A 24,251-nucleotide genomic window follows, 5' to 3' on the forward strand; every position below is an offset into this window, starting at 1 on the left:
CCGGCCGGGGAGACCCCGACCGGGCGCCCTATCCAGACGACAGGCGTCAGGAGACGGTGAAGGAGCCGGTCAGGGGCAGGTCACGGGAGCTGGCGCCCACCTGCACCTGATAGCCACCGGCCGCCGCGTCCCACGCGTGCTTGGTGGTGTTCCAGAAGCCCAGCGGGTGATCCGGCGATGCCGCGTCGATCGTCAACTGCACCCGACTGCTCTGCCCAGGGCGCAGCGTGGCCTGGTCATATCCGACGAGACGCTTGCCCGGCTCGCCGGTGGCCGACGGCAGAGTGAGGTAGAGCTGCGGCGTGGCAGTTCCGGTGCGGGCGCCGGTGTTGCGTACGTCGAAGGTGACCGTCACCGTGCCCCGCGCGCTTTTCAGGTGCGGCGTGACCCGCAGGTTCTGGTAGGCGAAGCTGGTGTAGGACAGGCCGTAGCCGAACGGGAAGAGCGGCTCGATGCCCTGCGAGTCGTACCACTTGTAGCCGACCTTCAAGCCCTCGCTGTAGCTGACCTGCCGGATCGCGGTGCTGCCGGCGGGCCGGGTGGTCGACCCGTCGGCGAAGGTGCCCGGGTATTGAGCCGGAGTGTTCGTCGGAGTGTCGGACAGCGACTTCGGGAAGGTCATCGGGAGCCGGCCGGTGAAGTCAGCATCGCCGTAGAGCAACCGGGCCAGGGCGGTGCCCTGCTGGTCACCCGGATACCAAGCCTGCACGACACCCTTGACGTTCGCGAGCCAGGGCATCGTGGTGGCCGTGCCGGTCTCGAGCACGACGATCGTGTTCGGGTTGGCGGCCGCCACGGCGGCGATCAGGTTGTCACCGTTGCCGTCCAGCGCCAGGGTGGCGCGGTCGGCGAATTCGCCCTGTTTCGCGTACCCGAAGACCACCGCGACATCGGCGTCTCGCGCAACCGACGCCGCCGCGGCCGGGTCCGCGCCGCTGTCATAAGAGATGGTCTGGCCGGCCGGCGTTGCCCGAGCGGTGATCGCGTCGAGCGGCGCCACCGGGTTGGGGCAAGCCACCGAGGTGCCGCGACCCTCCGCGCAGACCGTGCCCGCGCTGACTCCGCCGGTGGGCGTGTTCGACGCCGTCTGCCCGATCACCGCGACCTTCTTGCCGCGACCGGCCAGCGGCAGGACCGATCCGTCGTTCTTCAGCAGCACCGAGCCGCGCTCGGCGACGGCCTGCGCGACCGCCTTGTTGGCCGCGGTCGAGGTGCTGGTCGACGGCACGGTCGGCAACGGGTGATCGAAGAGACCCGCGGTGAGGTAAGCGCGCACCACCCGCAGGGCCGCCGCGTCGATCTGCGCCGTCGTGACCTGGCCCGCGTCGAGTGCGGCCTCGATGTTCGCCGGGGTGTAGAAACGCGGCCGGTTCAGCTCCTGGTCCAGGCCACCGACCAGGGACGGGCCGGTCGAATGCACCGAACCAAAGTCGGAGACGATGTAACCGTCGAAGCCCGCCTCGCCCTTGAGCAGGGTGTTCTGGATCTGGTTCTCGCAGGCCCAGACGCCGTTGACCTGGTTGAACGAGCACATCACGCCGCCCGGGGCGCTTTTGCTGACGGTGATCGCGAAGGGCAGGTCGTAGACCTCGCGCAGCGTGCGGCCGTCCATGTTGGACGAATTCGTCTGCCGGTCGAGCTCCTGCTCGTTGGCGATGTAGTGCTTGAGCACGGCCATCACCGGCTGTTTCGGGTTGCCGCGCTGGATGCCGTTGGTCTGTGCGGCGGCCAGGTTGCCGCTGAGCAGCGAATCCTCTCCGAGGTACTCCGGGGTGCGGCCGGCCAGCGGGGTGCGGGAACTGGACACGCCCGGTGCGAGCAGGACGTTCTTGCCGGCCCGGAAGGCTTCGTCGGCCTGGGTCTTGCCTTTGACGTACGCGAGGTCGTCGCTCCAGGCGGCGGCGAGGGCGAGTTGCGCCGGGAAGACGGTCACGCCGACGGGGCCGCGTACGTAGTCGGGGCCGTCGGCGTAGACGACGGTCGGGGTGCACGGGACCTGGACGGGGTAGGTCACGCCGCCGAAGGTGGTCTGGGTGGGCGAGTTGGCGGACTGCTCGTCGAGCCAGCGCAGCTTCTGGCCGAGGGTGCTGCGTGCCAGCAGCAGCTTGGCTCGCTGGTCCGGCGATTTGCGGGTGTCCATCCATGGGCAGTTGGACGGGTAAGTACTGCTCGCGCCGGTCGCGCGGGGTAGGCCGGCGGCCGGTATGCCCGGGCCGGTGGCGAGCAGGGTGCCTAGTGCGATGGCGGAACCCAGGACGGTGCTGATTCGGTGAGGTCTCGACGGCTTGAAACGATTCACTTGCCAGCCTCCTAATCGACCCCGATCCGGGAATGGACACGGGGTGCGGCGGTCGCGATCGAGAGAAGGGGAAGTCCGATTAACCCAATGTCATCGACTTGTTTCTGATCGATGAACTGGCCCGATCATGCGTCCGCCACGGCGGCCGGACGTAGTCCAATGTGCACCGGCGTTAGCACGAAACTCACCTGGAGGCGCTTCCCATGAGGAGTCCCGTCGGGAGTTTTTGCAGGTGGGTGCGGCCGCGCAGCCACGTCTTTCGGATCGGAGTTAGCAGCGCCGCAGCGGAAAGGACATCGGGGACATCAGTCACGCTTCGCGCCCCGACCACCGCCGCGGCCGGTTATCCACAGGCCAAGTCGATCTTCGAACGGATGTACTAACATCGCCTTATGAGCAGCAACTACCAGCCTTCGATGCTTGATCTCATGGCCGGGCCGGCGCCGGTCCTCGAGCCGCTCGCTGATCGGCTCGTCCGCCACCGGCTGACGGCTGGAGCGTGGGTCGATGTACTGCCCGGGTGGTTACAGGGCTCCGACGAGGTCTTCGAAACGCTGCTCGGCATCGACTGGCGCGCCGACCGCCGGCAGATGTGGGACAACGTCGTCGACGTTCCGCGGCTGCTCCGCTGGTTCGGCGGCGAGGAGCAGCTGCCGCATCCCGCGCTCACCGAGGCGAAAGCCGCGCTGTCCGCGCACTACGCCGACGAGTTGGGCGAAGAGTTCGTCACCGCCGGCATGTGCCTCTACCGCGACGGCCGCGACAGCGTGGCCTGGCACGGCGACACACTCGGCCGCTCGGCCCGCCACGACACCATGGTCGCCATCCTGTCGCTGGGCTCCCCACGCCAGCTCTCCCTGCGACCTCGCGCGGGCGGCCACGACACGCTGCGCTTTCCGCTAGGCCACGGCGACTTGATCGTCATGGGCGGCTCCTGCCAGCGCACCTGGGAGCACGCGATTCTCAAGACCGCAAAGCCGGTGGGTCCGCGAATAAGCGTCCAGTTCCGCCCGTTCAACGTGGCCTGACAACGGACGACCGGGCGCGAGGAAGGCCCGGAGCCGACAGGACGCGGGTCGGGCGGACGCAGGACAAGAGCCGCGCGGACACGCGTGACGGACACGCGGTAGGCGACCACGGTCGCAGCACAGCAAAACGGGAGACGACCAGGTCCGGACGAACGCAGTGCCGACCCGGCGCTGACATCCGAGAGGCGCGAGGCAAGCACGCGACGCTGGCACGTGACGGACACACCGAACGCGCGGGGTCACAGACCAGGCGCACGACGAACGCGCAGCAACTGCGCGGAAACGCGCACGGGTTCGGCACGCGAGGCTGCCCTCCCGCACGGGGGTGCGACGCACGCCGCATGGCGACGCGGCACGAGCCGCAGGGCAGGCGTAACGCCAAACCGCAGGGCGGACGCGGCGTGAGTAACGGGCCCGGCGCAACGCGAGGCGCGCGGCAAGCGCGACGCGGACCGCCGGGTCGGCGCGACCCCGATAGGACGGGCGCAGGGCGCGGCGCGAGCCGCAGGGCGCGGCGCGAGGACGCGGCGCGAGGACGCGGCGCGAGGACGCGGCGCGAGGACGCGGCGCGAGGACGCGGCGCGAGGACGCGGGATGGCCGGGTGCGGGCGGGCGCCGCACGGGTGCATTCGGGTGGCCGGTGGGGCGGGCGGGCCGGGGCTCCGGGGTGTGTTAGCAGGGGTCTTTTTGGGGCCGGTTACGGACGAGTAACGACTTTGTTGACGTGGGTGGCTAAGAAGTTACACTCCCAGTGTAAATAGTTGACCTTCATTCCCTCCACTCAGGACATCCGTCGGTCCGGCCATGAGGTGACCTTTGTCAACGCACGCTGACCAGGGACTTTCCCTTCATCACATCACCGTTCGCTTTGGTGGGCTTCTTGCTCTTGACGATGTTTCGCTTCGGGTTCCGCCTGGGCGCGTTGTTGGGGTGATCGGGCCCAACGGGGCCGGCAAGACGACGCTCTTCAATGTGATCTGCGGGTTTGCCGTTGCCCAGTCGGGGGCTATCGCGCTCGACGGGAAGCCGTTTCGGCCTCGGCCGCACCATCTCAGCCGGCATGGCATCGCCCGGACTCTGCAAGGCGTCGGGCAGTTCAACGGGATGACCGTGCTGGAGAACGTTCTGGTGGGGATTCGTGGGGGCCGGGCTACCGAAGAAGCCGCCTACGAAGCGCTCGAGCGGTGCGGGGTCAGCGAGTTTGCGGGGGCGTACCCGGCATCGCTTCCTTACGCCAAGCGCAAGCGGGTCGAGTTGGCTCGGGCACTCGCCTCTCGGCCCCGGATTCTCATGCTCGACGAACCGGCCGGTGGGCTCGACAGTGAAGAGATCGACTGGCTGGCGGAGCTGATCCGGACGGTGGAGACCACCGTTCTGCTGGTGGAGCACCACATGGATCTGGTCATGTCGGTCTGCGACGAGATCCTGGTGCTTGATTTCGGCAAGCCGATCGCGCTCGGGTCGCCCGGCGAGATCCGGGGCAACGAGAAGGTCGCCGAGGCCTATCTGGGGACGGCCGCATGAGCGCGCTCCTCGAGGTCGAAGGTCTCACCGCGGGGTATGGCGCGGCGGCCGTGCTGCACGACGTCAGTCTCAGCGTGCGGACCAAGCAGATCGTGGCAGTGCTCGGGGCGAACGGGGCCGGCAAGACGACGCTTCTGCGGGCTCTTTCCGGGTTGTTGCCGGCCGAGCGGGGGCGGGTCGTCTTCGACGGGCTCGACCTTCGTGGGGTGAAGGTCGAGCGGATGGTTCGGCACGGCATCGCGCACGTTCCGGAGGGGCGTGGCGTGGTCACCGAGCTGACCGTGGACGAAAACCTGCGGCTGGGCAGCCTGTGGCGCAAACCGCGGCCGAGCAACGACGGGATCTACGAGCTCTTCCCGGCGTTGGCCCGGCGCCGGGATCACCTCGGGCATCAGCTGTCCGGTGGGGAGCGGCAGATGCTGGCGATCGGCCGGGCGCTCGCCGCCGAGCCGCGGTTGTTGCTGCTCGACGAGCCGTCGCTGGGGCTGGCTCCGAAGATCACCGCGCAGATCATGGCGCTGCTGCGGGACCTGCGGGATCGAACCGGACTGGCCGTGCTGCTGGTCGAGCAGAACGTGCGCAGCGCACTGTCCGTGGCCGACGAGGGCCTGGTCCTGTCGCTGGGCCGGGTGGTCTCCCGCAACGACGCGGCGACGCTGGCCGGCGACGCCGATCTCCGGCACGCCTACCTGGGGTTTTGACATGGACAGGTTTCTGTACCTGACGTTCGACGGGCTCAGCCGCGGGGCGATCTACGCGGCGTTCGCGCTGGCCCTGGTGCTGATCTGGCGGGCGGCCCGGATCGTGAACTTCGCGCAGGGTGCGATGGCGGTGGCGGCCGCGTACGCCGGTTATTCGGTGACGAATGCGACCGGCTCGTACTGGCTGGGGTTCATCACCGCGGTGGCGGGTGGGCTGCTGCTGGGCGCCGCGGTCGAGCGGGTGGTGATGCGGTTCGTCGACCATTCGTCGCCGCTGAACGGGGTGGTGGTGGCGCTCGGGCTGGTGCTGATCATCCAGGGCGTGCTGGGGATGATCTACGGCAACGAGTTCCGGCCGGCCCAGGCGCCGTTCAGCCGGGATGCGTTCCAGATCGGCGGCGTCGCCCTGCTCTCGCGGTACGACCTGTTCGTCTTTGCCGCGGTGGGCACGGTGGTCGCCCTCCTCACGCTTCTTTTCACCCGTACGCCCACGGGGCTGCGGATGCGCGCGGCCGCGTTCGCCCCGGACGTCTCCCGGCTGCTGGGCGTGCCGGTCGGCGGCATGTTGACGCTGGGCTGGGCGCTGGCGGCGGCGGTCGGTTCGCTGGCCGGGATGCTGGTCGTCCCGACCGAGCTGGGCCTGCACCCGAACGCGATGGATCTGCTGTTCATCTCGGCGTTCACGGCGGCGGTCCTCGGCGGCCTGGACAGCCCGGTCGGCGCGGTGGTCGGTGGCCTGGTCGTGGGCCTGCTGCTGGCCTACGTGAGCGGCTACCTGGGCGCCACGGTCGCCCCCATGGCGGTCCTGATCCTGCTCGTGGTCGTGCTGCTCGGCCGGCCCGACGGGCTGTTCTCGAAAGCGAAGGCGAGGACCGCATGACCATGGTGTCGGCGCCCAAAAAAGTCGCGATAAGCCGAAAAAAGCGACAACGGATCAGCCCGCTACTGGTCGTCATCCCGGCCGCCGCCCTGATTCTCGCTCTGACCTATGCTCTGCCGCCGTTCCGGAACTATCAGCTGGCGACGGTCGGCGCCTACCTCTGCGTGACCGCCGGACTGACCGTCCTCACCGGACTCAACGGGCAGCTCTCGCTGGGGCACGGCGCGCTGATGGCCACCGGCGCCTACACGCTCGCGCTGATGCAGAACCGCTTCAACCTGCTGGTGGCCGGCATCGTGGTGGCGGTCCTGGTCACGACCGTGGTGGGCGCGGTCATCGGGCTGGCGGCGGCGCGCCTCCGCGGGCCCTACCTGGCCGGGCTCACGCTGGCGGTCGCGGTCGTGGTCCCGTCGATCGCCAGCACCTTCGACGAGACGTTCAACAGCGATCAGGGCCTCACCGTCGCCCTCGAGCCGCCGCCCGACGCGATCACCGTCGAGCAGTGGCAGGCCTGGGTCTGCTGGGGGGCCGCGCTGGTCACGGTGCTGCTCCTGGCCTACCTGATTCGCGGCCGGTTCGGTCGTGACCTGCGCGCGGTGCGCGACGACGAGACGGCGGCCAAGCTCGCCGGGATCGGCGTAGCCCGTACCCAAGTCTTGGCCTTTGTGGTCTCGGCGGCTTGCGCCGGTCTGGCCGGTGCCCTCTTCGCCGTGCTGGCGCAGAGCGTCTCCCCCGGTGCCTTTCCGCTCACGCTGTCGCTGTTCCTGCTGATGGCGATCGTGATCGGCGGCCTCGGCCGGCTGGTCGGGGCGCTGATCGGGGCGGTGCTGCTGGTGGCGCTGCCGTCGTTCGCGCAGTCGATCGCCGAGAGCTCCGGCTCGGTGCGGCTGGAGGGCAACCTCGCGCTGACGTTCTTCGGCGTCGTCCTCGTCGTCGTCATGCTCGCCGCCCCCGGTGGCCTGACTTCCCTCACCAACCTAAGAATCCGCCGCAAAAGTCAGAAAGGCCGCAAATGAGACGCACCGCGACCGTCCTCGCCGTTGTGCTGCTGGCCGCAGGCTGCAGCAGCAACGGAACCAGCAATAGTGGCAGTAGCAGCGACACCCCCGGAGTGACCGACACCGAGATCACGGTCGGCACGCACATGCCGCTGACCGGCCCGGCCGCCGCCGGCTACTCGAAGATCGCGCCGGCGACCAAGGCTTATTTCGACTTCGTCAACGCGAACGGCGGCGTGAACGGCCGCAAGATCACCTACAAGATCATGGATGACGGCTACAACCCGTCGAACACCCAGCAGGTAGTCCGGCAGATGGTGTTGCAGGACAAGGTGTTCGCGATCCTGAACGGCCTGGGCACGCCCACGCACACCGGCGTGCTCGACTTCCTCAAGACCAACCGGGTGCCCGACCTCTTCGTGGCCAGTGGCAGCCGCAGCTGGAACCAGCCGGACAAGTATCCGGGGACATTCGGGTTCAACCCCGACTACACGGTCGAAGGCAAGATTCTCGGGACGTACGTGAAGGAGACGTACCCGGGTAAGAAGGTCTGCTTCCTCGGGCAGGACGACGACTTCGGCCGGGACAGCCTGGAAGGCATCGAGAAGATTCTCGGGTCGGTCACCGCCAAGCAGTCGTACGTGACGAGCAACCCGAACGTCGGCCCGCAGATCGGCGCGCTCAAGGCCGCCGCCTGTGACGTAGTGATGTTGGCCACCGTGCCCGGCTTCACCGCGCTGTCGATCGGCACCGCCGCGAAGATCGGTTTCAAGCCGCAGTTCGTGGTCAGCAACGTCGGCTCCGACCCGACCACCCTCACCAAGACGCTAGGCCCGGCCGCGGGCCTGCTCGAGGGCGTGGTGGCGGCCAACTACCTGCCGCTGGCCAACGACGACGCGAACCCGTGGATCCAGCTCTACAAAAAGGTCAATTCCGACTACAACGGCAACGCGGAGTTCGACAACAACATCGTCTACGGCATGTCGGTCGGCTATCTGTTCGTCCAGTCGCTGCAGGCCGCGGGCAAGGACCTCACCCGGGACAGCCTGATCGCCGCCGTCGAAAAGGGCGGTTTCACCGGGCCTGGGCTGGTGCCGGTGCGCTTCTCGGCGAAAGATCACTCGGGGTACGCGGGTGAGCAGCTGACCAAGCTCACCGGGGGCAAAGCCGCCTACTTCGGTACGGCGTACCAGACCGACGACGGGGACGGGGCGGTCGCGGCCTACACCGGAACGGCGGTCGCACCTCCACAGAACGGAATCCCTACGGCACAGTAGCTTCAGACACCGGAATATATTTTGTATCGAGCAAGGGAGCGGCGATGGCGGACCAAGTGGCGATCGTGACCGGGGCCAGTCGAGGAATCGGATTCGCCATCGCGCAACGCTTCGTGGCCGAGGGCTACCGGGTGGCGATCACCGGGCGGAACGCGGAGGCGCTGGACCAGGCGGCCAAGGATCTCGGTGGTCCGGAGGTGGCGATCGGCATCGCCGGCAAGGGCGACGACGCCGACCACCGGGCCGTGGTGATCGACACCGTCCTCGGCCGGTTCGGACCGATCACCACGCTGGTCAACAACATCGGCATCAACCCGGCGTACGGTCCGCTCGGCTCGCTCGATCTCGGCGCGGCCCGCAAGATGATCGACGTGAACGTCCTCGGCACGCTCGGCTGGGTGCAGGAAGCCCTGCGCGGCGGGCTGGCCGAGGGCGGCTCGATCGTCAACATCTCGTCGGTCTCCGGCGTCCGCCCGGCGCCGGGCATCGCGTTCTACGGCGTCACCAAGGCCGCGCTGATCCACCTCACCGAGGAGCTGGCCGTCGAGCTGGCGCCGAAGGTGCGGGTCAACGCGGTCGCCCCGGCCGTGGTCAAGACGAAGTTCGCGACCGCTCTGTACGAGGGCCGCGAGGCCGAGGTCTCGGCCGCCTACCCGCTGCAGCGCCTCGGCGTGCCGGAGGACGTGGCCGGCACGGTCGCGTTCCTCTGCGGGCCGGACGCCGCCTGGATCACCGGGCAGACCGTCGTCATCGACGGCGGCCTTCTGCTCACCGGGGCGGTGCAGTGACCGCGGTGCAGCGGGTCGTGGTCACCGGCGCCGGCGGTGGGATCGGTGCGGCCCTGGCCCGCCGATTCGCGGCCGACGGCGCCGAGGTGATCGTCAGTGATCTCGACGCGTCGGCCGCCCAGGCCGTGGCCAGCGACATCGGCGGGCTGGCGGTCCCGGCCGACGCCGCGAACGAGGACGACACCCGCCGCCTGATCGAGGTGGCGTGGACCGAGCTCGGCGGCGTCGACCTGTTCTGCTCGAACGCCGGGGTGCTCACCGCCGGCGACGAGAACACCCCCGACGAGGCGTGGACCCGCGACTGGACCGTCAACGTGATGTCGCACGTCTACGTGAGCCGGCACCTGCTGCCGCGCTGGCTCGACCAGGGCGAACGGAAGCGGCTGATGATCACGGTCAGCGCGGCCGGCCTGCTGTCCCTGCTCGGCAGCGCGTCCTACGCGGTGACCAAACACGCTGCTCTGGCGTATGCGGAGTGGCTGCGAGCGACGTACGCCCATCGGGGTCTGATCGTGCAGGCGCTGTGCCCGCAGGGAGTGCGCACCGACATGCTGACCCGCGGAAACACGCGCGGCAGCGCGAGTGCCGCGCTGCTGGCCGACGGCGCGCTCGAACCGGCCGAGGTGGCCGAGGTCGCCGCCAAGGCGCTCGAGGGCGAGAGCTTCCTGATCCTGCCGCACCCCGAGGTGACCGACTACTACAAGTTGCGGGCCGCCGACCCCGACCGCTGGCTCGGTGGGATGAACAAGATGCAGCGGGCTCACGAGGGGAACGCCCGGTGAAGGGGCTCGACCTGGCGAAGCTGCAGGAATACCTCGGGTCGACGCGGGCACTCAGCGGGACCATGTTCGCGGGCGGCCGTTCCAACCTCACCTACGCGATCACCGACGGTGAGCAGCGGTGGGTGCTGCGCCGGCCGCCGCTCGGGCACGTGCTGCCGACCGCGCACGACATGGTCCGCGAGCACAAGGTGCTGGAGGCACTCGCCAAGGCCGGGTTCCCGGCGCCGCGGCCGGTGCTGCTGTGCACCGACACGTCGGTGATCGGCGCGCCGTTCTACATGATGGAGCACGTCGACGGCCGGATCTACCGCGACGAGACGGACCTGGCGGTGATGGGCGGGGAAGCCCTGCGCGGGCTGATCCTGTCGCTGGTGGACACCCTCGCCGACCTGCACGCTCTCGACCCGGCCGCGATCGGGCTCGCCGACTTCGGCCGGCCCGAGGGCTTCAACCAGCGCCAGGTGCACCGGTGGAAGAAGCAGCTCGACGCGTCCCGCAGCCGCGACGTCCCCGGGATCGACGAGCTGCACGCGCGGCTGGCCGTGGACATCCCGGCCGGTGGCCCCGGCACGGTCGTACACGGCGACTTCCGGCTCGACAACGTGCTGATCGGCGACTCCCTCGAGGTCAGGGCGGTGCTCGACTGGGAGATGTCGACGCTCGGCGACCCGCTCAGCGACGTCGCCCTGATGCTCGTCTACGCGGGGCTGCCGCTGCAGGTCAGCGACGGCCGGGCGACCGTGCCGCTGAAGGTGCCCGGGCATCCCACGCTGCGCGAGATGGGTGCTCGTTATGCCGAGCGCAGCGGGCGCGACGTGAGCGACCTGCACTGGTACGTGGCGTTCGCCGCATTCAAGCTCGCCGTGATTCTCGAGGGCGTGCACTACCGATACGTTCAGGGGCAGACGGTCGGTGACGGGTTCGATTCGATCGGCAACCTGGTGGGCCCGCTGGTGATGCGCGGCCACGAGGCGCTGGAGGGGAACTGATGGACTTCGACTTCGACGCCAAGACCGAGGACTACCGCAAGCGGCTGCTCGCCTTCATGGACGAGCACGTCTACCCGGCCGAGCCGTCGCTCGCCGAGCACGACGGCTGGTCGCCGCCGTCGGTCCTGCCGAGTCTGCAGGTGGCGGCGCGCGCCGCCGGCCTGTGGAACCTCTTCCTCCCCGGCGCGGACGGCGCCGGCCTGACCAACCTTCAGTACGCTCCGCTCGCCGAGATCACCGGCCGCAGCCCGCAGCTGGCCCCGGCCGCCCTGAACTGCGCCGCCCCCGACACCGGGAACATGGAGGTGCTGAGCCAGTTCGGCACCGCCGCGCAGAAGGACCGGTGGCTGCGACCGCTGCTGGACGGCGAGATCCGCTCGGCGTTCGCGATGACCGAGCCGGGGGTCGCCTCCTCCGACGCCACCAACATCGGCACCCGGATCACCCGCGACGGCGACGAGTACGTCATCAACGGCCACAAGTTCTACATCTCCGGCGCGATGAACCCGAACTGCAAGATCTTCATCGTGATGGGCAAGACCGATCCGTCCGCCGCCCGCCACGTGCAGCAGAGCATGATCCTGGTCGCGCGGGACACGCCCGGCGTGCGGGTCGAGCGCGGCATGCGGGTTTTCGGTTACACCGATGGGGATCACGGCGGGCACGCCGAGGTCTACTTCGACGACGTACGCGTACCCGCCGCGAACTTGATCGGTGAAGAGGGCAGCGGTTTCGCCATCTCGCAGGCCCGGCTCGGCCCCGGTCGCATCCACCACTGCATGCGCCTGATCGGCATGGCCGAGCGGGCCCTGGAGCTGATGTGCACCCGGGCGCTGGCCCGCACGGCGTTCGGCAAGCCGCTGGCCGAGCAGGGTGTGGTGCAGGACTGGATCGCCGAATCCCGGGTACGCATCGAACAGGCCCGTCTGCTCGTGCTCAAGGCCGCCTGGCTGATGGACACGGTCGGCAACAGGGGTGCGCACACCGAGATCCAGTCCATCAAGATTATTGTTCCCTCGATGACCGAGTGGGTCGTCGACAAGGCGATCCAGGCTCACGGCGCCGCCGGCGTCGGCCAGGACACCCCGCTGGCCGCGCTGTGGGCGGGGGCCCGCACCCTGCGCCTCGCCGACGGCCCGGACGAGGTGCACAAACGCTCCCTGGCCCGACGGGAGTTGAACCGTTACCGGAGCGCACAGTGACCCAATCCGCCACCCCACCGCAGCGCGTCGACGGCCGCACGGCGCGCTCCGAACGCACCCGTAACGCGATCGTCGACGCCCACCTGCAACTCATTCGGGAGGGCGATCTGCGGCCGACCGCGGACCGGATCGCCAAGCAGGCCGGAGTCTCGCTGCGGGCACTGTGGAGCCACTTCGCCGACATGGAGGCGCTGTTCGCCGAGAGCGGGCAGCGCGTCCTGGAATGGCGGGACGCGGCCTACCGCCCGATCTCGGCGAAGCTGCCGCTGCCCGAGCGGATCGACGCGTTCTGCAAGCAGCGGGCCCGCCTGCTGGAGCAGATCACCCCGAACGCGAAGGCGTCGGCGGTGAAGGAGCCGTTCTCGGAGGCGTTGCAGAAATACCGCAAGCTGCACATGGTTCGGGTGCGCGAGGAGTTGGCGACGCTCTTCGCCGCCGAGATCGGCGGCGACGAGGAGAAGCTGAACGCGCTGACCGCGGTGAGCATGTGGGCGACCTGGTCGGCCTGGCGCGAGGTGATGGGCCTGACGGTGAACGCTTCGCGGGCCGCCATGGCCCGCACGATCACGTCGCTGCTGGCGGCAGACTAAGGCCGAGCAGCGGCGTTTCGGAGCCGGATGCCGCTGAAGCCGACCGTGCTGGTGATGACCTCGTCCCAGAAGGGCCACAGGTTGTCGAGCAGGCGGAGCTGGATGCCGGCGGCGGCGTGGCAGTCGACCAGGTCGCCGACCGGCTCGGGCGGACCGAGCGGCACCACCGGCTCGGTGGCGACGTGCGCGTGCGGGTCGGCGCCGGGCGAGGCGATCTCCGCGAACGCCGCGGCCGGCAGCCGGTACGCGTACAGCGTGGTGGTTCGCATCGCGTCCAGCCAGGCGTACTCGATCGCGTGCACCCGGGTGCCGCTGCCGGCCCCGATGATGCGCTCGCGATCGAGGTCGGTGGTGCCCGCGCGTACCCACGCCATGGCGCGCGGGCAGTCCCGCGGGAACCAGTAGCTGGGTGCGCTGCGGGCGTCCACCGCCCACACGTACGGCGTGGTCTCGACCGCGGTGGCCGCCACGTGCGGCACGAAGCGCTCGATGGCCGGGTCCTCGGAGAAGTGCAGCACCTCGCCCGGCGCCGGTCGCATCAGAGCAGCACCACCGACCGGGCTCCCTCCCCGCGGGACATCCGGTCGAAGGCCTCGGGGACGTCCGGCAGGCCGATCCGGTCGGAGATCAGGTGGTCGATCGCGAGGGTGCCGCCCAGGACGTCGGCGGCCAGGCGCGGGATCTCGGTGTCGAAGTCGGCGGCGCCGTAGACCGAGGAGCGCAGGGTCCGCGACGACGAGAAGATGTCCAGGGCGGACAGTTGCACCAGGTCGTCGTTGCTGCCCATGCCGACCACGGTGACCTTGCCGCCGCGGCGGGTGGCCCGCCAGGCCGCGCGGATCGTGGCCGACCGGCCGACGCACTCGATGGCGTGGTCGGCGCCCCGGCCGGCGGTGCGGACCCGGATCTCCTTGGACAGCGCGTCCGACGAGACCACGAAATCCGTTGCCCCGGCCGCTTCCGCTAAGCCTTTCTTGGCCTCGGAGACGTCCACGGCGATCACGTCGGAGGCGCCGGCGGCGCGGGCCGCGGCGACCACCGAGAGGCCGACGCCGCCCAGGCCGATCACCACGACCGACTCGCCCGCGGCCACCCGGGCGGTGTTGCGCACCGCGCCGGTGCCGGTCAGGACGCCGCAGCCGAGCAGGGCGGCCTGCTCGAACGGCAGCTCGGCCGGCACCCCGATGACCGCGTTGGCCGGGGCGACCACCTCGTCGGCGAACGCGCCCAGGCCCAGCGAGACGTGCACCGGGGCGCCGTCGAGGGTGACGCCGTTCTCCAGGGCGGCCACCCCGGACGACGTGGAGCACAGCCACGGCTCGCCGTGCGCGCAGAACCAGCACTCGCGGCACGGCGGCTGCCAGTTGAGGACCGCGTGGTCGCCGACCGCGACCCGGGTGACGTGCTCGCCGACCTCGACCACCTCGCCGGCCGCCTCGTGGCCGAGGACCAGCGGATAGGGCGCGCGGATCGTGCCGTTCACCATGGACAGGTCGGAGTGGCAGACGCCGGCCGCCTTGATCCGCACCCGCACCTGGCCGGGACCGATCTCCGGCAGGCGCAGCTCCGCGACCGCGGGCCGTTCCCCGGCCGAGCGGACCACCACCCCGTTGAAGTAAGCGCTCATCGTTGAATCGCCTTCGTTTGCTGGAACTCGGCCAGACCGTACTCGCCCAACTCGCGCCCGACGCCCGACTGCTTGTAGCCACCGAACGGCGCGAACGGGTTGAAGGCACCGCCGTTGACGTCGACCGCACCGGTCCGCAGCCGACGGGCCACGGCCAGCGCGCGGTCGGGCGAGCCCCAGACCCCGCCGGCCAGGCCGTACCGGGAGTTGTTGGCGATTTCGACGGCTTCGTCGTCGGAGTCGAACGGGATGATCGACAGCACCGGGCCGAAGATCTCCTCCTGGGCCAGCTCGGAGGACGGATCCACGTCGGCGAAGACGGTGGGGGCCACGAAATGCCCCTTGGCCGGAAGCGGCGCATCCAGGCCACCGGCGACCAGGCGCGCGGTGGCCCGCTCGATGAAGCCGCGTATGCGATCGCGCTGCGCGCCCGAGACCAGCGGCCCGAGCCGAGTCGCCTCGTCGAAGGGGTCCCCCACGGTGTAACCGGCGGCGGTCTTCGCGGCGAGCGCGACCGCCTCGTCGTAGTGCGACCGGTGCACCAGCATCCGGGTCCAGGCCGTGCAGGTCTGGCCGGAGTTCAGGAACGCGTTGCCGACCCCGACCTTCACCGCCTTGACCACGTCGGCGTCCTCCAGGATCACGTTGGCCGACTTGCCGCCCAGCTCCAGCGCGACCCGCGCGATCCGGTCGGCGGCGGCGTGCGTGATGGCCCGGCCGGTCGCCGTCGATCCGGTGAACGACACCATGTCGACGCCGGGATGACCGGCGATGGCCGCGCCCACCTCCGCGCCGGTGCCGGTGACCAGGTTGAGCACGCCGGCCGGCACCCCCGCCTCGTCGGCCGCGTCGAACAGCAGGTAGGCCACGAGCGGCGTCAGCTCGCTGGGCTTGAGCACGACGGTGCAGCCGGCCGCCAGGGCCGCCGCCACCTTCGCCACCACCTGGTGCAGCGGGTAGTTCCACGGGGTGATCGCGCCGACCACACCGACCGGCTCGTGGACGATCAGGGAGTTACCGATCGTCTCGTCCTCCACCGGGCGGGCGGCGAGGTCGGCGTACCCGCGGAGGACCGTGAGCGGCAGTCCGGCCTGGACCGCTTTCGCGATCTTGAGGGGCGTGCCCAGCTCGAGCCCGACGGTCCTCGCGATGTCGCCGGCCCGGGCGGCGAGTGCCGTGTGCAGGCGGTCCAGAACCTCGCCGCGCTCGGCCCGGGAACGGCCGGCCCAGCCGTCGAAGGCGGCCTGCGCGGCGGTCACGGCCCGGTCGACGTCCTCGGCCGTACCGGCCGGCACCTGGGCGATGGTCTCCTCGGTGGCCGGGTTATCCACAGGGATGGTTTTCGAGGTGGACGGGGTCACCCACTCTCCGCCAAGGTAGAGGAGCGGTCGGTCGAGGGAGGTCATCGGCGGGTCCCTTCGAATTGAGCCAGCAGGCCGTTGATGAGCAGGTCGAGGCCGAGGTTGAAGGCGCCTTCGTCCACGGCTTGATGATGCGCCGCCAGACGCGGCGCGTTGTGCAGATGCGGGTAACGGTCGTAGAGGTCGGGGTCGATGTCGAAGCCCAGGGCGAAGGAGCCCAGGGCGGAGCCGGTCACCAGGTAACGCATGAGCGCGCCGATGTGGGTGGCGCGTGCGGGTGGCCAGCCGGCGTCGACCAGGGCACCGAAGACCGCCTCGGCCATGGCGAGGCCGGCCGGGCGGCGGCCGGGGCCCTGCGCCAGGACAGGCACGATGTTGGGGTGTTCGGTCAGCACCCCGTGGTAATCCTGCGCCCAGCTCCGCAGCGCCTCGGGCCAGGGCTTCTCGCCGAAGACCGAGAGGTCGACCTGTTCGACGACGGCGTCGGCGACCGCATCGACGATGTCGGCCTTGGTCGGGAAGTGGTTGTAGAGCGACGGGCCCTGCACGCCCAGCTCGGCGGCGAGCCGGCGCACGCTCAGCGCCTCCAGCCCTTCGGCATCGACCAGCGTGCCGGCCGCCGCGACGATCCGCTCGCGGGTCAGCAACGCTTGTTTCGGTCGCGCCATCGCAGCACCTTCCCAAGTAAAACTTACGCCGCTAGTTTAATCATATGGACTTCTCGCTCACCGACGAGGAACGCGCGATTCGCGATACGGCCCGTCAGTTCATCACCAAAGAGGTCATGCCGCTGGAGCAGGAGGCGCTGCTCCGCGAGCGCCGCCACCAGCCCGGACTGGAGCTCAGCGAGTTGCGCGAGCTTCAACAGAAGGCGAAGAAGTTCGGCTTCTGGGGTCTGTCGACCCCGGAGGAGTACGGCGGGATGAACCTGCCGGCCGTCCTCCAGTCACTGATCTGGACCGAGCTGGGCCGCACCTTCGTGCAGTTCAAGTTCGGTGGCGAGGCCGACAACATCCTCTACTACGCCAATGAGGACCAGAAGCGCGAATTTCTGCTGCCCACCATCGAAGGCGACCGGATCTCGTGCTTCGCGATCACCGAGCCGGGCGCCGGGTCGGACGCCGCCAACATCAAGCTGCGGGCGGTCCGCGACGGTGACGACTGGGTGCTCAACGGCGAGAAGACGTTCATCACCAACGGCAACGACGCGGATTTCACCATCGTCGTCGCGGTCACCGACCCGTCGAAGAGGGCCAGCCAGGGCGGCGCCACCGCGTTCCTGGTCGACAAGTCGATGGGCTGGCGTTCCGAATTCATCCAGACCATGGGCGAGGGCGGGCCGGCGTCGCTGATCTTCGAGGACGTCCGGGTGCCGCACCGCAACATCCTCGGCGAGATCGGCCAGGGCTTCGAGCTGGGCATGAAGTGGATCGGCAAGGGTCGCTACCTGATCCCGTCCAACGCGCTCGGCATCGCGGAGCGGGCGCTGGGGATGGCGCTCGAATACGCGAACACCCGCGAGACGTTCGGCGCGAAGATCGGGACGAATCAGGCGATCCAGTGGATGCTCGCGGATTCCGAGGTGGAGGTCGAGGCGGCCCGCTGGCTGATTCTTCGTGCTGCCTGGACCGTTGACCAGGGCTGGGACCCGAGGCACGCTTCATCGATGGCCAAGCTGTACGGCGCGGGGATGGTCAATCGCGTCGTCGACCGGGTCATGCAGATCCACGGCGGCATGGGTTACACCCGCGAACTCCCGATCGAGCGCTGGTACCGGCAGGTTCGCCTGATGCGGATCTACGAGGGCACCGACGAGATGCAGCGGCTGATCATCTCCCGCGACCTGCTCCGCGGGTACACGAAGATCGGAGGGCACTTGGCATGACCGACTGCACCGAGCGGCACCCTGCCGCACCGAGCGACGGCATCGCAGGCGAGGGCCAGAAGGGCATGCCGGAGGTGACTCAGCCATGACACAGTTGTCTTTGGCCACCGTCCTGGCCGAGGCGGCCCGGAAACATCCCTCAACATTGGCTGTGATCGACAGCGCGACCGGTGAACGCATCACTTATCGCGATTTATGGGACCAAACTCTTGCGTACGCCGCAGGTCTCAAAGCCCTTGGTGTTGGTCCCGGTGACACGGTTGCCATCCAGATCCCCAACCTGGCCGACTTCCCCCGGATCTACTTCGCGGTGCTCGCGGCCGGTGCCACGATCGTCCCGATGCATCTGCTGCTCACCCCCGACGAAAATGCCTACGTTCTCAGCGACAGCGGCGCCTCCCTGTTGGTCGCGCACTCGTCGCAACTCGCCAACGCCACCGCGGCCGCCGAAAAAACCGGCATCAAGGTCGTATCGGTGGGGCCGGCCGTGCCGGGTGTCGAGCGCTTGGAGGATGCGGCCGCGACAGTGCCGCCGCTGAAGACCTACGCCAGTCGCGAAGCCGAGGACGTAGCGGTCGTCTTCTACACGAGCGGCACCACCGGGAAGCCCAAGGGCGCCCTGCTCACCCACCTCAACCTGGTGATGAACACCATGGTGAACGTCTTCGACATCCACGACCTCAGGCAGGGCGACGTGGTGATGGGCTGCCTGCCGCTGTTCCACACGTTCGGGCAGACCGTCGGGATGAACGGGACGTTCCGGCTCGGCGGCACGCTCGTGCTGCAGGCCCGCTTCTCCGGCGAGGCCGCGATCGACCTGATGGTCAAGGAGAACGTGACCATCTTCCACGGCGTACCGACCATGTACATCGGACTCCTGGAGGCCGCGCCCAAGGCCGATCGCCTGCCGGCCCTGCGGCTCTGCGTCTCGGGCGGCGCGTCGCTGCCGGTCGCCGTACTCGAAAAGTTCGATGAGGTTTTCCAGGCAAAGATCTTCGAGGGGTACGGCCTGTCCGAGACCTCGCCGACCGCGACCACCAACCAGCCCGCGTTCGGCACCAAGGCCGGCACCGTCGGCCACCCGATCTGGGGTGTCGAGGTGGAGATCGCCCGGCCGGAGATCGACGAGCGGATCGAGCTGATGGCGGACGGCGAGCTCGGCGAGATCGTGATCCGCGGGCACAACGTCTTCGCCGGCTACCTCAACAACGACGAGGCCACCGCGCAGGCCGTGGTGGACGGCTGGTTCCGCACCGGCGACCTCGGCACCAAGGACGCGGACGGGTTCATCACGATCGTCGACCGCAAGAAGGACCTGGTGATCCGGGGCGGCTTCAACGTCTACCCGCGCGAGGTCGAGGAGGCGCTGGCCCGGCACCCGGCCGTGGTGCAGGTCGCGGTGATCGGCGTGCCCGACTCGACGCACGGCGAGGAGATCTGCGCGGTGGTGGTGGCCGACCCGGGCGGTATCACGGCCGACGAGCTCATCGAATGGTCGAAGGAGAAGCTCGGCCGGCACAAATACCCCCGCAAGATCCGCTTCGCCGAGGCGCTCCCGCTCGGCCCGAGCATGAAGGTGCTCAAGCGGGAGCTGCGCAAGACCTACTCAGACGGCGAGTAGCGGCGGGAGCGCGGCGACGATCGGTTTGTCCGCGGGCAGCCAGGGCACGGAGTCCAGCTCGTCCGCGGACAGCCAGCGCATCGCCGTGTGTTCGAGGGCCTGCGGCTGGTCGCCGCCGAGCAGGGTGACCGCGAAGACCCGCAGCACCGCGCGGCCGTGCGCGAGCGAGACGTCCGGGCCGATCCGCGCGCCGACCTCGACGCGGACCCCGAGCTCCTCGACGCACTCGCGCGCCAGGGCCTGCTCGTCGGTCTCCCCCGGTTCGACCTTGCCGCCCGGGAACTCCCAGCGGCCGGCCACCTCGGGTGGCGCGGAGCGTTCGCACGCGAGAACGCGACCGTCGGTGATGATGGCTGCCGCAACGATCACTTTGCGTGACTTCACGGCGCTGACGTGCTGTTCCCCCGGCATGAGATCAAAGCTTCCCATAAAAGTTCACCGTTCAGTCTGCCCGAGCCGTCCCGATCGTCACGCAAACACGGATATGTGGGCGTGGACATGGTTAGCGCAAAAGACAAGACTGTGGGCACCGACCATGACGACACGGCGACAGTTTGGCCACAAGCCGGCAACGACGCCTAGGGGGTGCGGCGATGCGGGCCAGAAGACGGCGGGGGACCCGGTCCGACTATCTGACCGACGCACTTGCTCTGCTGAGCGGGTGGGAACGCGACGGCGTCCAGCTGAAGCGCGAACTGGTATGCGACGAAAGTCAGCATGCCGCATTGACGGAACGAATCAAGGTGGCGGCGGACACATTGCGCATACGCCCCACTATCCGGCGTCTCGACGGTCACACTCAGATCTGCTTGGGTGATCGAGACGGCGAGGCCATCACTGACGGTGAGGTCACCCTGGCCGCGCGGATCGAGGATTTCTACCGCACGGTCATCGGTACCCCCCAGTAGCTACGCTCGGGCCATGAGCGACGTCATCTACGACAACAAGGGCCAGCTCCAGCAGATCCAGAGCGGCCTGCTCGAGGGCGAGCAGATCATTGCCGTCTACGACGCGATCGGGGCCGGCACCGGCTTCATCGGGCTGACCAACCGCCGCGTCATCATCCAGGACAAGTCGTTCGTGGGTAAGCGCTTCGCGATCACCAGCATCCCGTACAGCAAGGTGAGCAGCGTCAGCGTGGTCAGCAACAAGAGCTGGGCCGGCGAGTTCTTCTCCTCCGGCACCATCGTCATCACCGTCGGCACCCACCAGCACGAGGTCGAGTTCCGCGGCGTGGAGAAGACCCAGCACGTACACAATGTGATCCTGCACTACGCTTCGTGACGTTACCCCGGAGCGGGCCGCGCCCGCTCCGGCTCAGCGCATCATCGCTGTGCACGCGTCCGCGGTCTCCAGCACCAGGTCGGCGGCCGCGTCGATCGCCGCCGACAGGTGCAGCGGGTCACCGTCGATGCCGGCGAAGGTCGCGTCCACCCGGGCCCGGAAGCCGGCCGGCGCCCCCGGCAGCCCGGCCGCCGCGGCCACCGCGCCCTTCTCGTTGATCAGCCAGCGACCGGCCGCCCCGTGCAGGGCGTGCGCGCACACCCCGACCACCCGGAAGAGGCACCCGGCCACGTAGGCGCTGTCCCGCCGGGAGACCGCCTTACGGGCCAGCGCGACCAGGAAATCCGCCTCCCACAGCCCGGCGACCAGCGCCTCGGACAGCTTCGGCGGGAAGACCCGCAGCTTCTCCCGCAGCGCGGTCAGCTCGCCGGTGTGGTCCACCAGGATGCGGCTGAGGGCCAGCTCCCCCGCATACGCATGGTCGGGGAAGCCGAGCGGATGCCCGTTCTGCTGATGGAACGCGTATTTCCCCTGCTCGGCGTCGGTGTAGACGGCCTGCACCCGGTCGAGGTCGCGATAGATCCAGTCGACCGGGTGGTCGTCGATCTTCAGCCAGCCGCCGCCGTCGACCCACGGCCCCCACCCGCCCGGCGCCGTGACGACCGCGGACGGGCCGGCCACCGACTTGGCCAGCCGGTCGAGCCGGTCCACATCCAGCGGGGTGCGGTAGTAGAGGCCCACGTCGGTGTCGGAGTCGTCGGCGTGCGAGCCACGCGCCCGGCTGCCGCCGAGGACGATGCCGACCACCCCGGGCACCTCGGCCACGCTGCGGGCCAGTTCGATCAGACGTTCATCGGTCAGCGGCACGGATCAAGTCTTCCCCGGGTTCCGGCCGAGCGACAGCGGATTCTCGTTCAGCAGGCCAGTTCGCCGATTTCGTTGAGGATCGCGACGTCCTCGTCCGCCACGGTGACCGAGCCGCCGAGGTTGAGCACCCCGGCGTTCTCCGCGCGCTCCTCCGGCGGGCAGGCCGCCCTACGGCCGAGCGGAACGCAGAGCCGCAGCGCATCGCCGCATTCCGAGTCACGGTCATGGTTCATCCCCAGCCGGGTCCCGAACGCGACGATCCGATGCTGCGGCTGCGTGGTGACGGTCGCGTCGATCAGCTGCCGGTCGGTGGTCTGCCCGTCGACGACGGTGACCTGGTAACGCAGCGTCTCCACGCCGGGAAGGCCGGGCGTCTCGATCCGTTTGGCGCCGCGCGGGAGAGCCGGATCGCGGACCAGCCGCGTCTCGAACGGGATCTCCCGGGTCTCCACCTCGGTCTGGACGGTGGTGACCGGTCCGGCCGGCGCGGCCGGAGCGCCGGGAGCGCGCGGCGCGGTCGGCGCGCGGCGCGGGGGCACCGCAGCGCCCGGCGCGCGCGGGGCCGGCCGTGCCGCGACCGATGCCGGGTCGCGGGTGGCGGTGCGGTCGGCCGGCTGGATGTCGCGGGCCTGCGCCCGCGCCTGGACCTGCGCCTTGGCGTGCGCCTGAGCCTGCGCCTCGACCGCGCCGGCCTGCCCGGGCACCGGCTCCCGCTGGATCGGCGCCAGGCCATCGCCGGTCGACGGCCGGGCCGGCGAACCGGCCGCAGCCTGCCCCGCCTCGGCCACGGCCTGGGTCTTTCCGCCGTCGTCCCTGGTCAGCGCGGCGACGCCGGCCACCCCACCACCGACGAAGATCAGCAGCGCACCGGTGCCGGCCGCCATCCGTACCCCGAAGGGCAGCCTTGCCCACCAAGACTTTCGTGGCATTTCGAGCAGTTTCTGCCACGAGTCACTAGTTGTCTGGTTTTGCACCAGAGCATTGTGCCTTGCGCTGCTTTCAAGGCAAGCATCTGGCCTTTCCCTGGCGAGCCGATCAAGGGGCTTGTTTCGCCAAGCAAGCACGTGGGCGCCCGAGTCGTACGATCACTGGCATGTCCGCCACGACCCCACCGCCGAACGGGCTCGCTCCGCTCAGCGCGGAGGAGGAGGCGGTCATGCGCGCTCTGGGCCGCATGATGCTCGTGCTCCCGAGAGCCCTCAACAACGACCTCGAGCGCGAGCAACGCATGACGGCCAGCGAATACAGCGTGCTGCGCCACCTCTCCGAGTCGGCGTGCGGTCATCTGCGGATGAGCGAGCTCGCCCAGGCCTGCGACATGTCCCTGAGCGGGATGACCCGGCTGGCCGCGAAGCTCGAGGCGCAGGGCTACGTCAAGCGCATCAAGTGCGACTCGGACGCCCGCGGCTGGAATGCCGTGCTGACCGAAAATGGTCTCGCTCGCCTGCGCGAGGCCTGGCCCACTCACCTGGCCAGCGTCCGCCACCACATCTTCGAGCACCTGACCGAGTTGGATCTCCCCCAGCTGGCCAAGGCCCTGAACGCCATCGCCGGAGATTCATAAACCCCTTTTCCTGACGTACGCTCCAAAACTCCCCCAACCGCAAGCGGACCGCCCCGCGCTGCTCAAGCCAAGCGCCTTGACGTATTCCGTTATGGGTATACGATTCGAGGCATGGCACGAGCGGCGACAACCACGGATGCGTTCAATGCGGTGGCCGAACCCCGGCGACGGCAGATCCTCGACCTCCTGGCCCAGGGCGAGCGCCCGGTCAACGACCTGGTCGCCATGCTCGGCCTGGCCCAGCCCCAGGTCTCCAAGCACCTGCGTGTGCTGCGCGAGGTCGACCTGGTGCGCGTCCGCGACGAGGGCCGGCAGCGGCTCTACCGGCTGAACGCGGAGCCGCTGCGCCCGATCCACGACTGGCTCCGCAAGTACGAGCAGTCGTGGAACGCTCGATTCGACCTGCTGGACACCGTTCTTGCGGAGCTCAAAGAGGAGGAACCCGATGGCACCGACTAGCGGCACGGCGAAGGTGACCCTTCCCACCGACAACCAGATTCTGATCATCCGCGAGTTCGACGCCCCACGCCACCTGGTCTGGCGCGCCTACACCGAGCCCGAGCTCATCAAGCGCTGGTGGGCCGGCGAGCGCGGCGCGGTGACCAGCGTCGAGGTCGACCTGCGGGTCGGCGGCAGCTGGCGCTACGTGATGACCGCGAACGGCGGCTTCGAGGTCGCCTTCCACGGCGAGTATCGGGAGATCTCCGCCCCCGACCGCCTGGTCAACACCGAGGCCTTCGAGGGCATCCCCGACCCGGACGAGAACGCCGCCGTGGTCACCGTGACGCTGACCGAGAAGGACGGCCGCACCTACTTGGAGGCCCTGATGGAGATGAAGGACAAGACCGGCCGCGACATGGTCATCGAGTCCGGCATGGAGGGCGGCATGCAGGAGTCGTACGACGCCTTGGAACAGGTCGCCCGCTCCCTGGCCTAGCCGTCACGCGAGGGCCTCCGGCCGGAGGCCTTCGTGCCCTACGCTCC

General features: G+C 69.4%; 26 protein-coding genes. 18 read left to right on the forward strand and 8 right to left on the reverse strand.

The features are described 5' to 3' along the window. Positions 1-46: 46 nt before the first annotated feature. Positions 47-2,140: a beta-glucosidase gene (locus Adu01nite_RS03730; RefSeq protein ID WP_239132113.1), complete on the reverse strand. Its 2,094-nt coding sequence runs from the start codon at positions 2,138-2,140 to the stop codon at positions 47-49. Between the two features lie 551 nt (positions 2,141-2,691). On the opposite strand from Adu01nite_RS03730, the gene Adu01nite_RS03735 reads away from it, so the two are divergent. From Adu01nite_RS03735 to Adu01nite_RS03785, 11 genes are all read left to right on the forward strand, one after another. Beyond that, a complete protein-coding gene (locus tag Adu01nite_RS03735; RefSeq protein ID WP_203724807.1) occupies positions 2,692-3,327 on the forward strand; it encodes an alpha-ketoglutarate-dependent dioxygenase AlkB in 636 nt (211 codons plus the stop codon). Positions 3,328-4,143: 816 nt separating this feature from the next. Beyond that, the gene (locus Adu01nite_RS03740) at positions 4,144-4,851 is read left to right on the forward strand and encodes an ABC transporter ATP-binding protein (RefSeq protein WP_203724809.1); all 708 of its coding nucleotides are present in this window, start codon (positions 4,144-4,146) and stop codon (positions 4,849-4,851) included. Continuing rightward, entirely contained in the window at positions 4,848-5,552 is a 705-nt protein-coding gene (locus Adu01nite_RS03745; protein WP_203724810.1) for an ABC transporter ATP-binding protein, read from the forward strand. The genes Adu01nite_RS03740 and Adu01nite_RS03745 overlap by 4 nt, the downstream gene beginning before the upstream one ends. A 1-nt stretch (position 5,553) precedes the next feature. Beyond that, entirely contained in the window at positions 5,554-6,432 is an 879-nt protein-coding gene (locus tag Adu01nite_RS03750; protein WP_203724812.1) for a branched-chain amino acid ABC transporter permease, read from the forward strand. 2 nt (positions 6,433-6,434) lie between these two features. Further along, the gene (locus tag Adu01nite_RS03755) at positions 6,435-7,448 is read left to right on the forward strand and encodes a branched-chain amino acid ABC transporter permease (RefSeq protein ID WP_239132124.1); all 1,014 of its coding nucleotides are present in this window, start codon (positions 6,435-6,437) and stop codon (positions 7,446-7,448) included. After that, positions 7,445-8,707 (forward strand): ABC transporter substrate-binding protein, encoded by a 1,263-nt coding sequence (locus Adu01nite_RS03760; RefSeq protein WP_203724816.1) that lies wholly within the window; start codon positions 7,445-7,447, stop codon positions 8,705-8,707. The genes Adu01nite_RS03755 and Adu01nite_RS03760 overlap by 4 nt, the downstream gene beginning before the upstream one ends. A gap of 44 nt (positions 8,708-8,751) precedes the next feature. Further along, positions 8,752-9,495, forward strand: a complete 744-nt coding sequence (locus tag Adu01nite_RS03765) for an SDR family oxidoreductase (RefSeq protein ID WP_203724817.1) — start codon at positions 8,752-8,754, stop codon at positions 9,493-9,495. After that, the gene (locus tag Adu01nite_RS03770; RefSeq protein ID WP_438871066.1) at positions 9,492-10,277 is read left to right on the forward strand and encodes an SDR family oxidoreductase; all 786 of its coding nucleotides are present in this window, start codon (positions 9,492-9,494) and stop codon (positions 10,275-10,277) included. Before Adu01nite_RS03765 ends, Adu01nite_RS03770 begins: the two co-directional genes overlap by 4 nt. Continuing rightward, complete coding sequence (locus Adu01nite_RS03775) at positions 10,274-11,266, forward strand: phosphotransferase family protein (protein ID WP_203724819.1); 993 nt, start codon at positions 10,274-10,276, stop codon at positions 11,264-11,266. Before Adu01nite_RS03770 ends, Adu01nite_RS03775 begins: the two co-directional genes overlap by 4 nt. After that, positions 11,266-12,468, forward strand: a complete 1,203-nt coding sequence (locus Adu01nite_RS03780) for an acyl-CoA dehydrogenase family protein (protein ID WP_203724822.1) — start codon at positions 11,266-11,268, stop codon at positions 12,466-12,468. The genes Adu01nite_RS03775 and Adu01nite_RS03780 overlap by 1 nt, the downstream gene beginning before the upstream one ends. Then, positions 12,465-13,058 (forward strand): TetR/AcrR family transcriptional regulator, encoded by a 594-nt coding sequence (locus Adu01nite_RS03785; RefSeq protein ID WP_203724824.1) that lies wholly within the window; start codon positions 12,465-12,467, stop codon positions 13,056-13,058. Before Adu01nite_RS03780 ends, Adu01nite_RS03785 begins: the two co-directional genes overlap by 4 nt. Here the strand turns inward: Adu01nite_RS03785 and Adu01nite_RS03790 are convergent. From Adu01nite_RS03790 to Adu01nite_RS03805, 4 genes are read right to left on the reverse strand one after another with little or no spacing between them, the layout of a single operon-like run. Continuing rightward, complete coding sequence (locus tag Adu01nite_RS03790) at positions 13,055-13,597, reverse strand: DUF6886 family protein (RefSeq protein WP_203724826.1); 543 nt, start codon at positions 13,595-13,597, stop codon at positions 13,055-13,057. The genes Adu01nite_RS03785 and Adu01nite_RS03790 overlap by 4 nt on opposite strands. Further along, positions 13,597-14,685, reverse strand: coding sequence for an alcohol dehydrogenase catalytic domain-containing protein (locus Adu01nite_RS03795; protein ID WP_203724828.1), 1,089 nt, complete (start codon positions 14,683-14,685; stop codon positions 13,597-13,599). Before Adu01nite_RS03795 ends, Adu01nite_RS03790 begins: the two co-directional genes overlap by 1 nt. Further along, positions 14,682-16,091 carry an aldehyde dehydrogenase family protein gene (locus Adu01nite_RS03800; protein WP_203724830.1) on the reverse strand — a complete coding sequence of 470 codons (1,410 nt, stop codon included), beginning with the start codon at positions 16,089-16,091 and terminating at the stop codon, positions 14,682-14,684. Before Adu01nite_RS03800 ends, Adu01nite_RS03795 begins: the two co-directional genes overlap by 4 nt. Beyond that, positions 16,088-16,714, reverse strand: coding sequence for a TetR/AcrR family transcriptional regulator (locus Adu01nite_RS03805; RefSeq protein WP_203724831.1), 627 nt, complete (start codon positions 16,712-16,714; stop codon positions 16,088-16,090). The genes Adu01nite_RS03800 and Adu01nite_RS03805 overlap by 4 nt, the downstream gene beginning before the upstream one ends. 44 nt (positions 16,715-16,758) lie before the next feature. Here Adu01nite_RS03805 and Adu01nite_RS03810 point away from each other — a divergent pair, with 44 nt between their 5' ends. Together Adu01nite_RS03810 and Adu01nite_RS03815 are read left to right on the forward strand one after the other, a co-directional pair. After that, entirely contained in the window at positions 16,759-17,931 is a 1,173-nt protein-coding gene (locus tag Adu01nite_RS03810) for an acyl-CoA dehydrogenase family protein (protein ID WP_203724833.1), read from the forward strand. Between the two features lie 85 nt (positions 17,932-18,016). Then, positions 18,017-19,552, forward strand: a complete 1,536-nt coding sequence (locus Adu01nite_RS03815) for a long-chain-fatty-acid--CoA ligase (protein ID WP_203724835.1) — start codon at positions 18,017-18,019, stop codon at positions 19,550-19,552. Here Adu01nite_RS03815 and Adu01nite_RS03820 read toward each other — a convergent pair. Continuing rightward, positions 19,538-19,963, reverse strand: coding sequence for a (deoxy)nucleoside triphosphate pyrophosphohydrolase (locus Adu01nite_RS03820; protein ID WP_203725120.1), 426 nt, complete (start codon positions 19,961-19,963; stop codon positions 19,538-19,540). The two genes, Adu01nite_RS03815 and Adu01nite_RS03820, sit on opposite strands and share 15 nt — an antisense overlap. A gap of 182 nt (positions 19,964-20,145) precedes the next feature. Between Adu01nite_RS03820 and Adu01nite_RS03825 the strand changes: the two genes are divergently transcribed. Both Adu01nite_RS03825 and Adu01nite_RS03830 read left to right on the forward strand, forming a co-directional pair. After that, positions 20,146-20,460: a 4a-hydroxytetrahydrobiopterin dehydratase gene (locus Adu01nite_RS03825; RefSeq protein WP_203724837.1), complete on the forward strand. Its 315-nt coding sequence runs from the start codon at positions 20,146-20,148 to the stop codon at positions 20,458-20,460. Between the two features lie 13 nt (positions 20,461-20,473). After that, positions 20,474-20,836 (forward strand): PH domain-containing protein, encoded by a 363-nt coding sequence (locus tag Adu01nite_RS03830; RefSeq protein WP_203724839.1) that lies wholly within the window; start codon positions 20,474-20,476, stop codon positions 20,834-20,836. A 33-nt stretch (positions 20,837-20,869) separates the two neighbouring features. On the opposite strand, the gene Adu01nite_RS03835 is transcribed toward Adu01nite_RS03830, so the two are convergent. Both Adu01nite_RS03835 and Adu01nite_RS03840 read right to left on the reverse strand, forming a co-directional pair. Beyond that, on the reverse strand, positions 20,870-21,703 hold the full coding sequence (locus tag Adu01nite_RS03835; RefSeq protein WP_203724840.1) for a nucleotidyltransferase domain-containing protein: 834 nt from the start codon (positions 21,701-21,703) through the stop codon (positions 20,870-20,872). A 47-nt stretch (positions 21,704-21,750) separates the two neighbouring features. Next, positions 21,751-22,632, reverse strand: a complete 882-nt coding sequence (locus Adu01nite_RS03840; RefSeq protein WP_203724842.1) for a G5 domain-containing protein — start codon at positions 22,630-22,632, stop codon at positions 21,751-21,753. Between the two features lie 164 nt (positions 22,633-22,796). Between Adu01nite_RS03840 and Adu01nite_RS03845 the strand changes: the two genes are divergently transcribed. The 3 genes from Adu01nite_RS03845 to Adu01nite_RS03855 all read left to right on the forward strand — a co-directional run bounded on the left by Adu01nite_RS03845 (position 22,797) and on the right by Adu01nite_RS03855 (position 24,204). Then, positions 22,797-23,267 (forward strand): MarR family winged helix-turn-helix transcriptional regulator, encoded by a 471-nt coding sequence (locus Adu01nite_RS03845; RefSeq protein ID WP_203724844.1) that lies wholly within the window; start codon positions 22,797-22,799, stop codon positions 23,265-23,267. A gap of 111 nt (positions 23,268-23,378) precedes the next feature. Further along, complete coding sequence (locus tag Adu01nite_RS03850) at positions 23,379-23,726, forward strand: ArsR/SmtB family transcription factor (protein ID WP_203724847.1); 348 nt, start codon at positions 23,379-23,381, stop codon at positions 23,724-23,726. Then, a complete protein-coding gene (locus Adu01nite_RS03855) occupies positions 23,713-24,204 on the forward strand; it encodes an SRPBCC family protein (protein ID WP_203724849.1) in 492 nt (163 codons plus the stop codon). Before Adu01nite_RS03850 ends, Adu01nite_RS03855 begins: the two co-directional genes overlap by 14 nt. The last annotated feature ends 47 nt before the right edge of the window (positions 24,205-24,251 follow it).

This window comes from Paractinoplanes durhamensis (assembly GCF_016862175.1).
GTDB lineage: Bacteria > Actinomycetota > Actinomycetes > Mycobacteriales > Micromonosporaceae > Actinoplanes > Actinoplanes durhamensis.

Coding starts and splice junctions, on each gene's coding strand:
- Adu01nite_RS03730 (WP_239132113.1), bottom strand. CDS start 2,140: ATGGACACCCGCAAATCGCCGGACCAGCGAGCCAAGCTGCTGCTGGCA.
- Adu01nite_RS03735 (WP_203724807.1), top strand. CDS start 2,692: ATGAGCAGCAACTACCAGCCTTCGATGCTTGATCTCATGGCCGGGCCG.
- Adu01nite_RS03745 (WP_203724810.1), top strand. CDS start 4,848: ATGAGCGCGCTCCTCGAGGTCGAAGGTCTCACCGCGGGGTATGGCGCG.
- Adu01nite_RS03750 (WP_203724812.1), top strand. CDS start 5,554: ATGGACAGGTTTCTGTACCTGACGTTCGACGGGCTCAGCCGCGGGGCG.
- Adu01nite_RS03755 (WP_239132124.1), top strand. CDS start 6,435: ATGGTGTCGGCGCCCAAAAAAGTCGCGATAAGCCGAAAAAAGCGACAA.
- Adu01nite_RS03760 (WP_203724816.1), top strand. CDS start 7,445: ATGAGACGCACCGCGACCGTCCTCGCCGTTGTGCTGCTGGCCGCAGGC.
- Adu01nite_RS03765 (WP_203724817.1), top strand. CDS start 8,752: ATGGCGGACCAAGTGGCGATCGTGACCGGGGCCAGTCGAGGAATCGGA.
- Adu01nite_RS03780 (WP_203724822.1), top strand. CDS start 11,266: ATGGACTTCGACTTCGACGCCAAGACCGAGGACTACCGCAAGCGGCTG.
- Adu01nite_RS03790 (WP_203724826.1), bottom strand. CDS start 13,597: ATGCGACCGGCGCCGGGCGAGGTGCTGCACTTCTCCGAGGACCCGGCC.
- Adu01nite_RS03795 (WP_203724828.1), bottom strand. CDS start 14,685: ATGAGCGCTTACTTCAACGGGGTGGTGGTCCGCTCGGCCGGGGAACGG.
- Adu01nite_RS03800 (WP_203724830.1), bottom strand. CDS start 16,091: ATGACCTCCCTCGACCGACCGCTCCTCTACCTTGGCGGAGAGTGGGTG.
- Adu01nite_RS03805 (WP_203724831.1), bottom strand. CDS start 16,714: ATGGCGCGACCGAAACAAGCGTTGCTGACCCGCGAGCGGATCGTCGCG.
- Adu01nite_RS03810 (WP_203724833.1), top strand. CDS start 16,759: ATGGACTTCTCGCTCACCGACGAGGAACGCGCGATTCGCGATACGGCC.
- Adu01nite_RS03815 (WP_203724835.1), top strand. CDS start 18,017: ATGACACAGTTGTCTTTGGCCACCGTCCTGGCCGAGGCGGCCCGGAAA.
- Adu01nite_RS03820 (WP_203725120.1), bottom strand. CDS start 19,963: ATGCCGGGGGAACAGCACGTCAGCGCCGTGAAGTCACGCAAAGTGATC.
- Adu01nite_RS03825 (WP_203724837.1), top strand. CDS start 20,146: ATGCGGGCCAGAAGACGGCGGGGGACCCGGTCCGACTATCTGACCGAC.
- Adu01nite_RS03830 (WP_203724839.1), top strand. CDS start 20,474: ATGAGCGACGTCATCTACGACAACAAGGGCCAGCTCCAGCAGATCCAG.
- Adu01nite_RS03840 (WP_203724842.1), bottom strand. CDS start 22,632: ATGCCACGAAAGTCTTGGTGGGCAAGGCTGCCCTTCGGGGTACGGATG.
- Adu01nite_RS03845 (WP_203724844.1), top strand. CDS start 22,797: ATGTCCGCCACGACCCCACCGCCGAACGGGCTCGCTCCGCTCAGCGCG.
- Adu01nite_RS03850 (WP_203724847.1), top strand. CDS start 23,379: ATGGCACGAGCGGCGACAACCACGGATGCGTTCAATGCGGTGGCCGAA.
- Adu01nite_RS03855 (WP_203724849.1), top strand. CDS start 23,713: ATGGCACCGACTAGCGGCACGGCGAAGGTGACCCTTCCCACCGACAAC.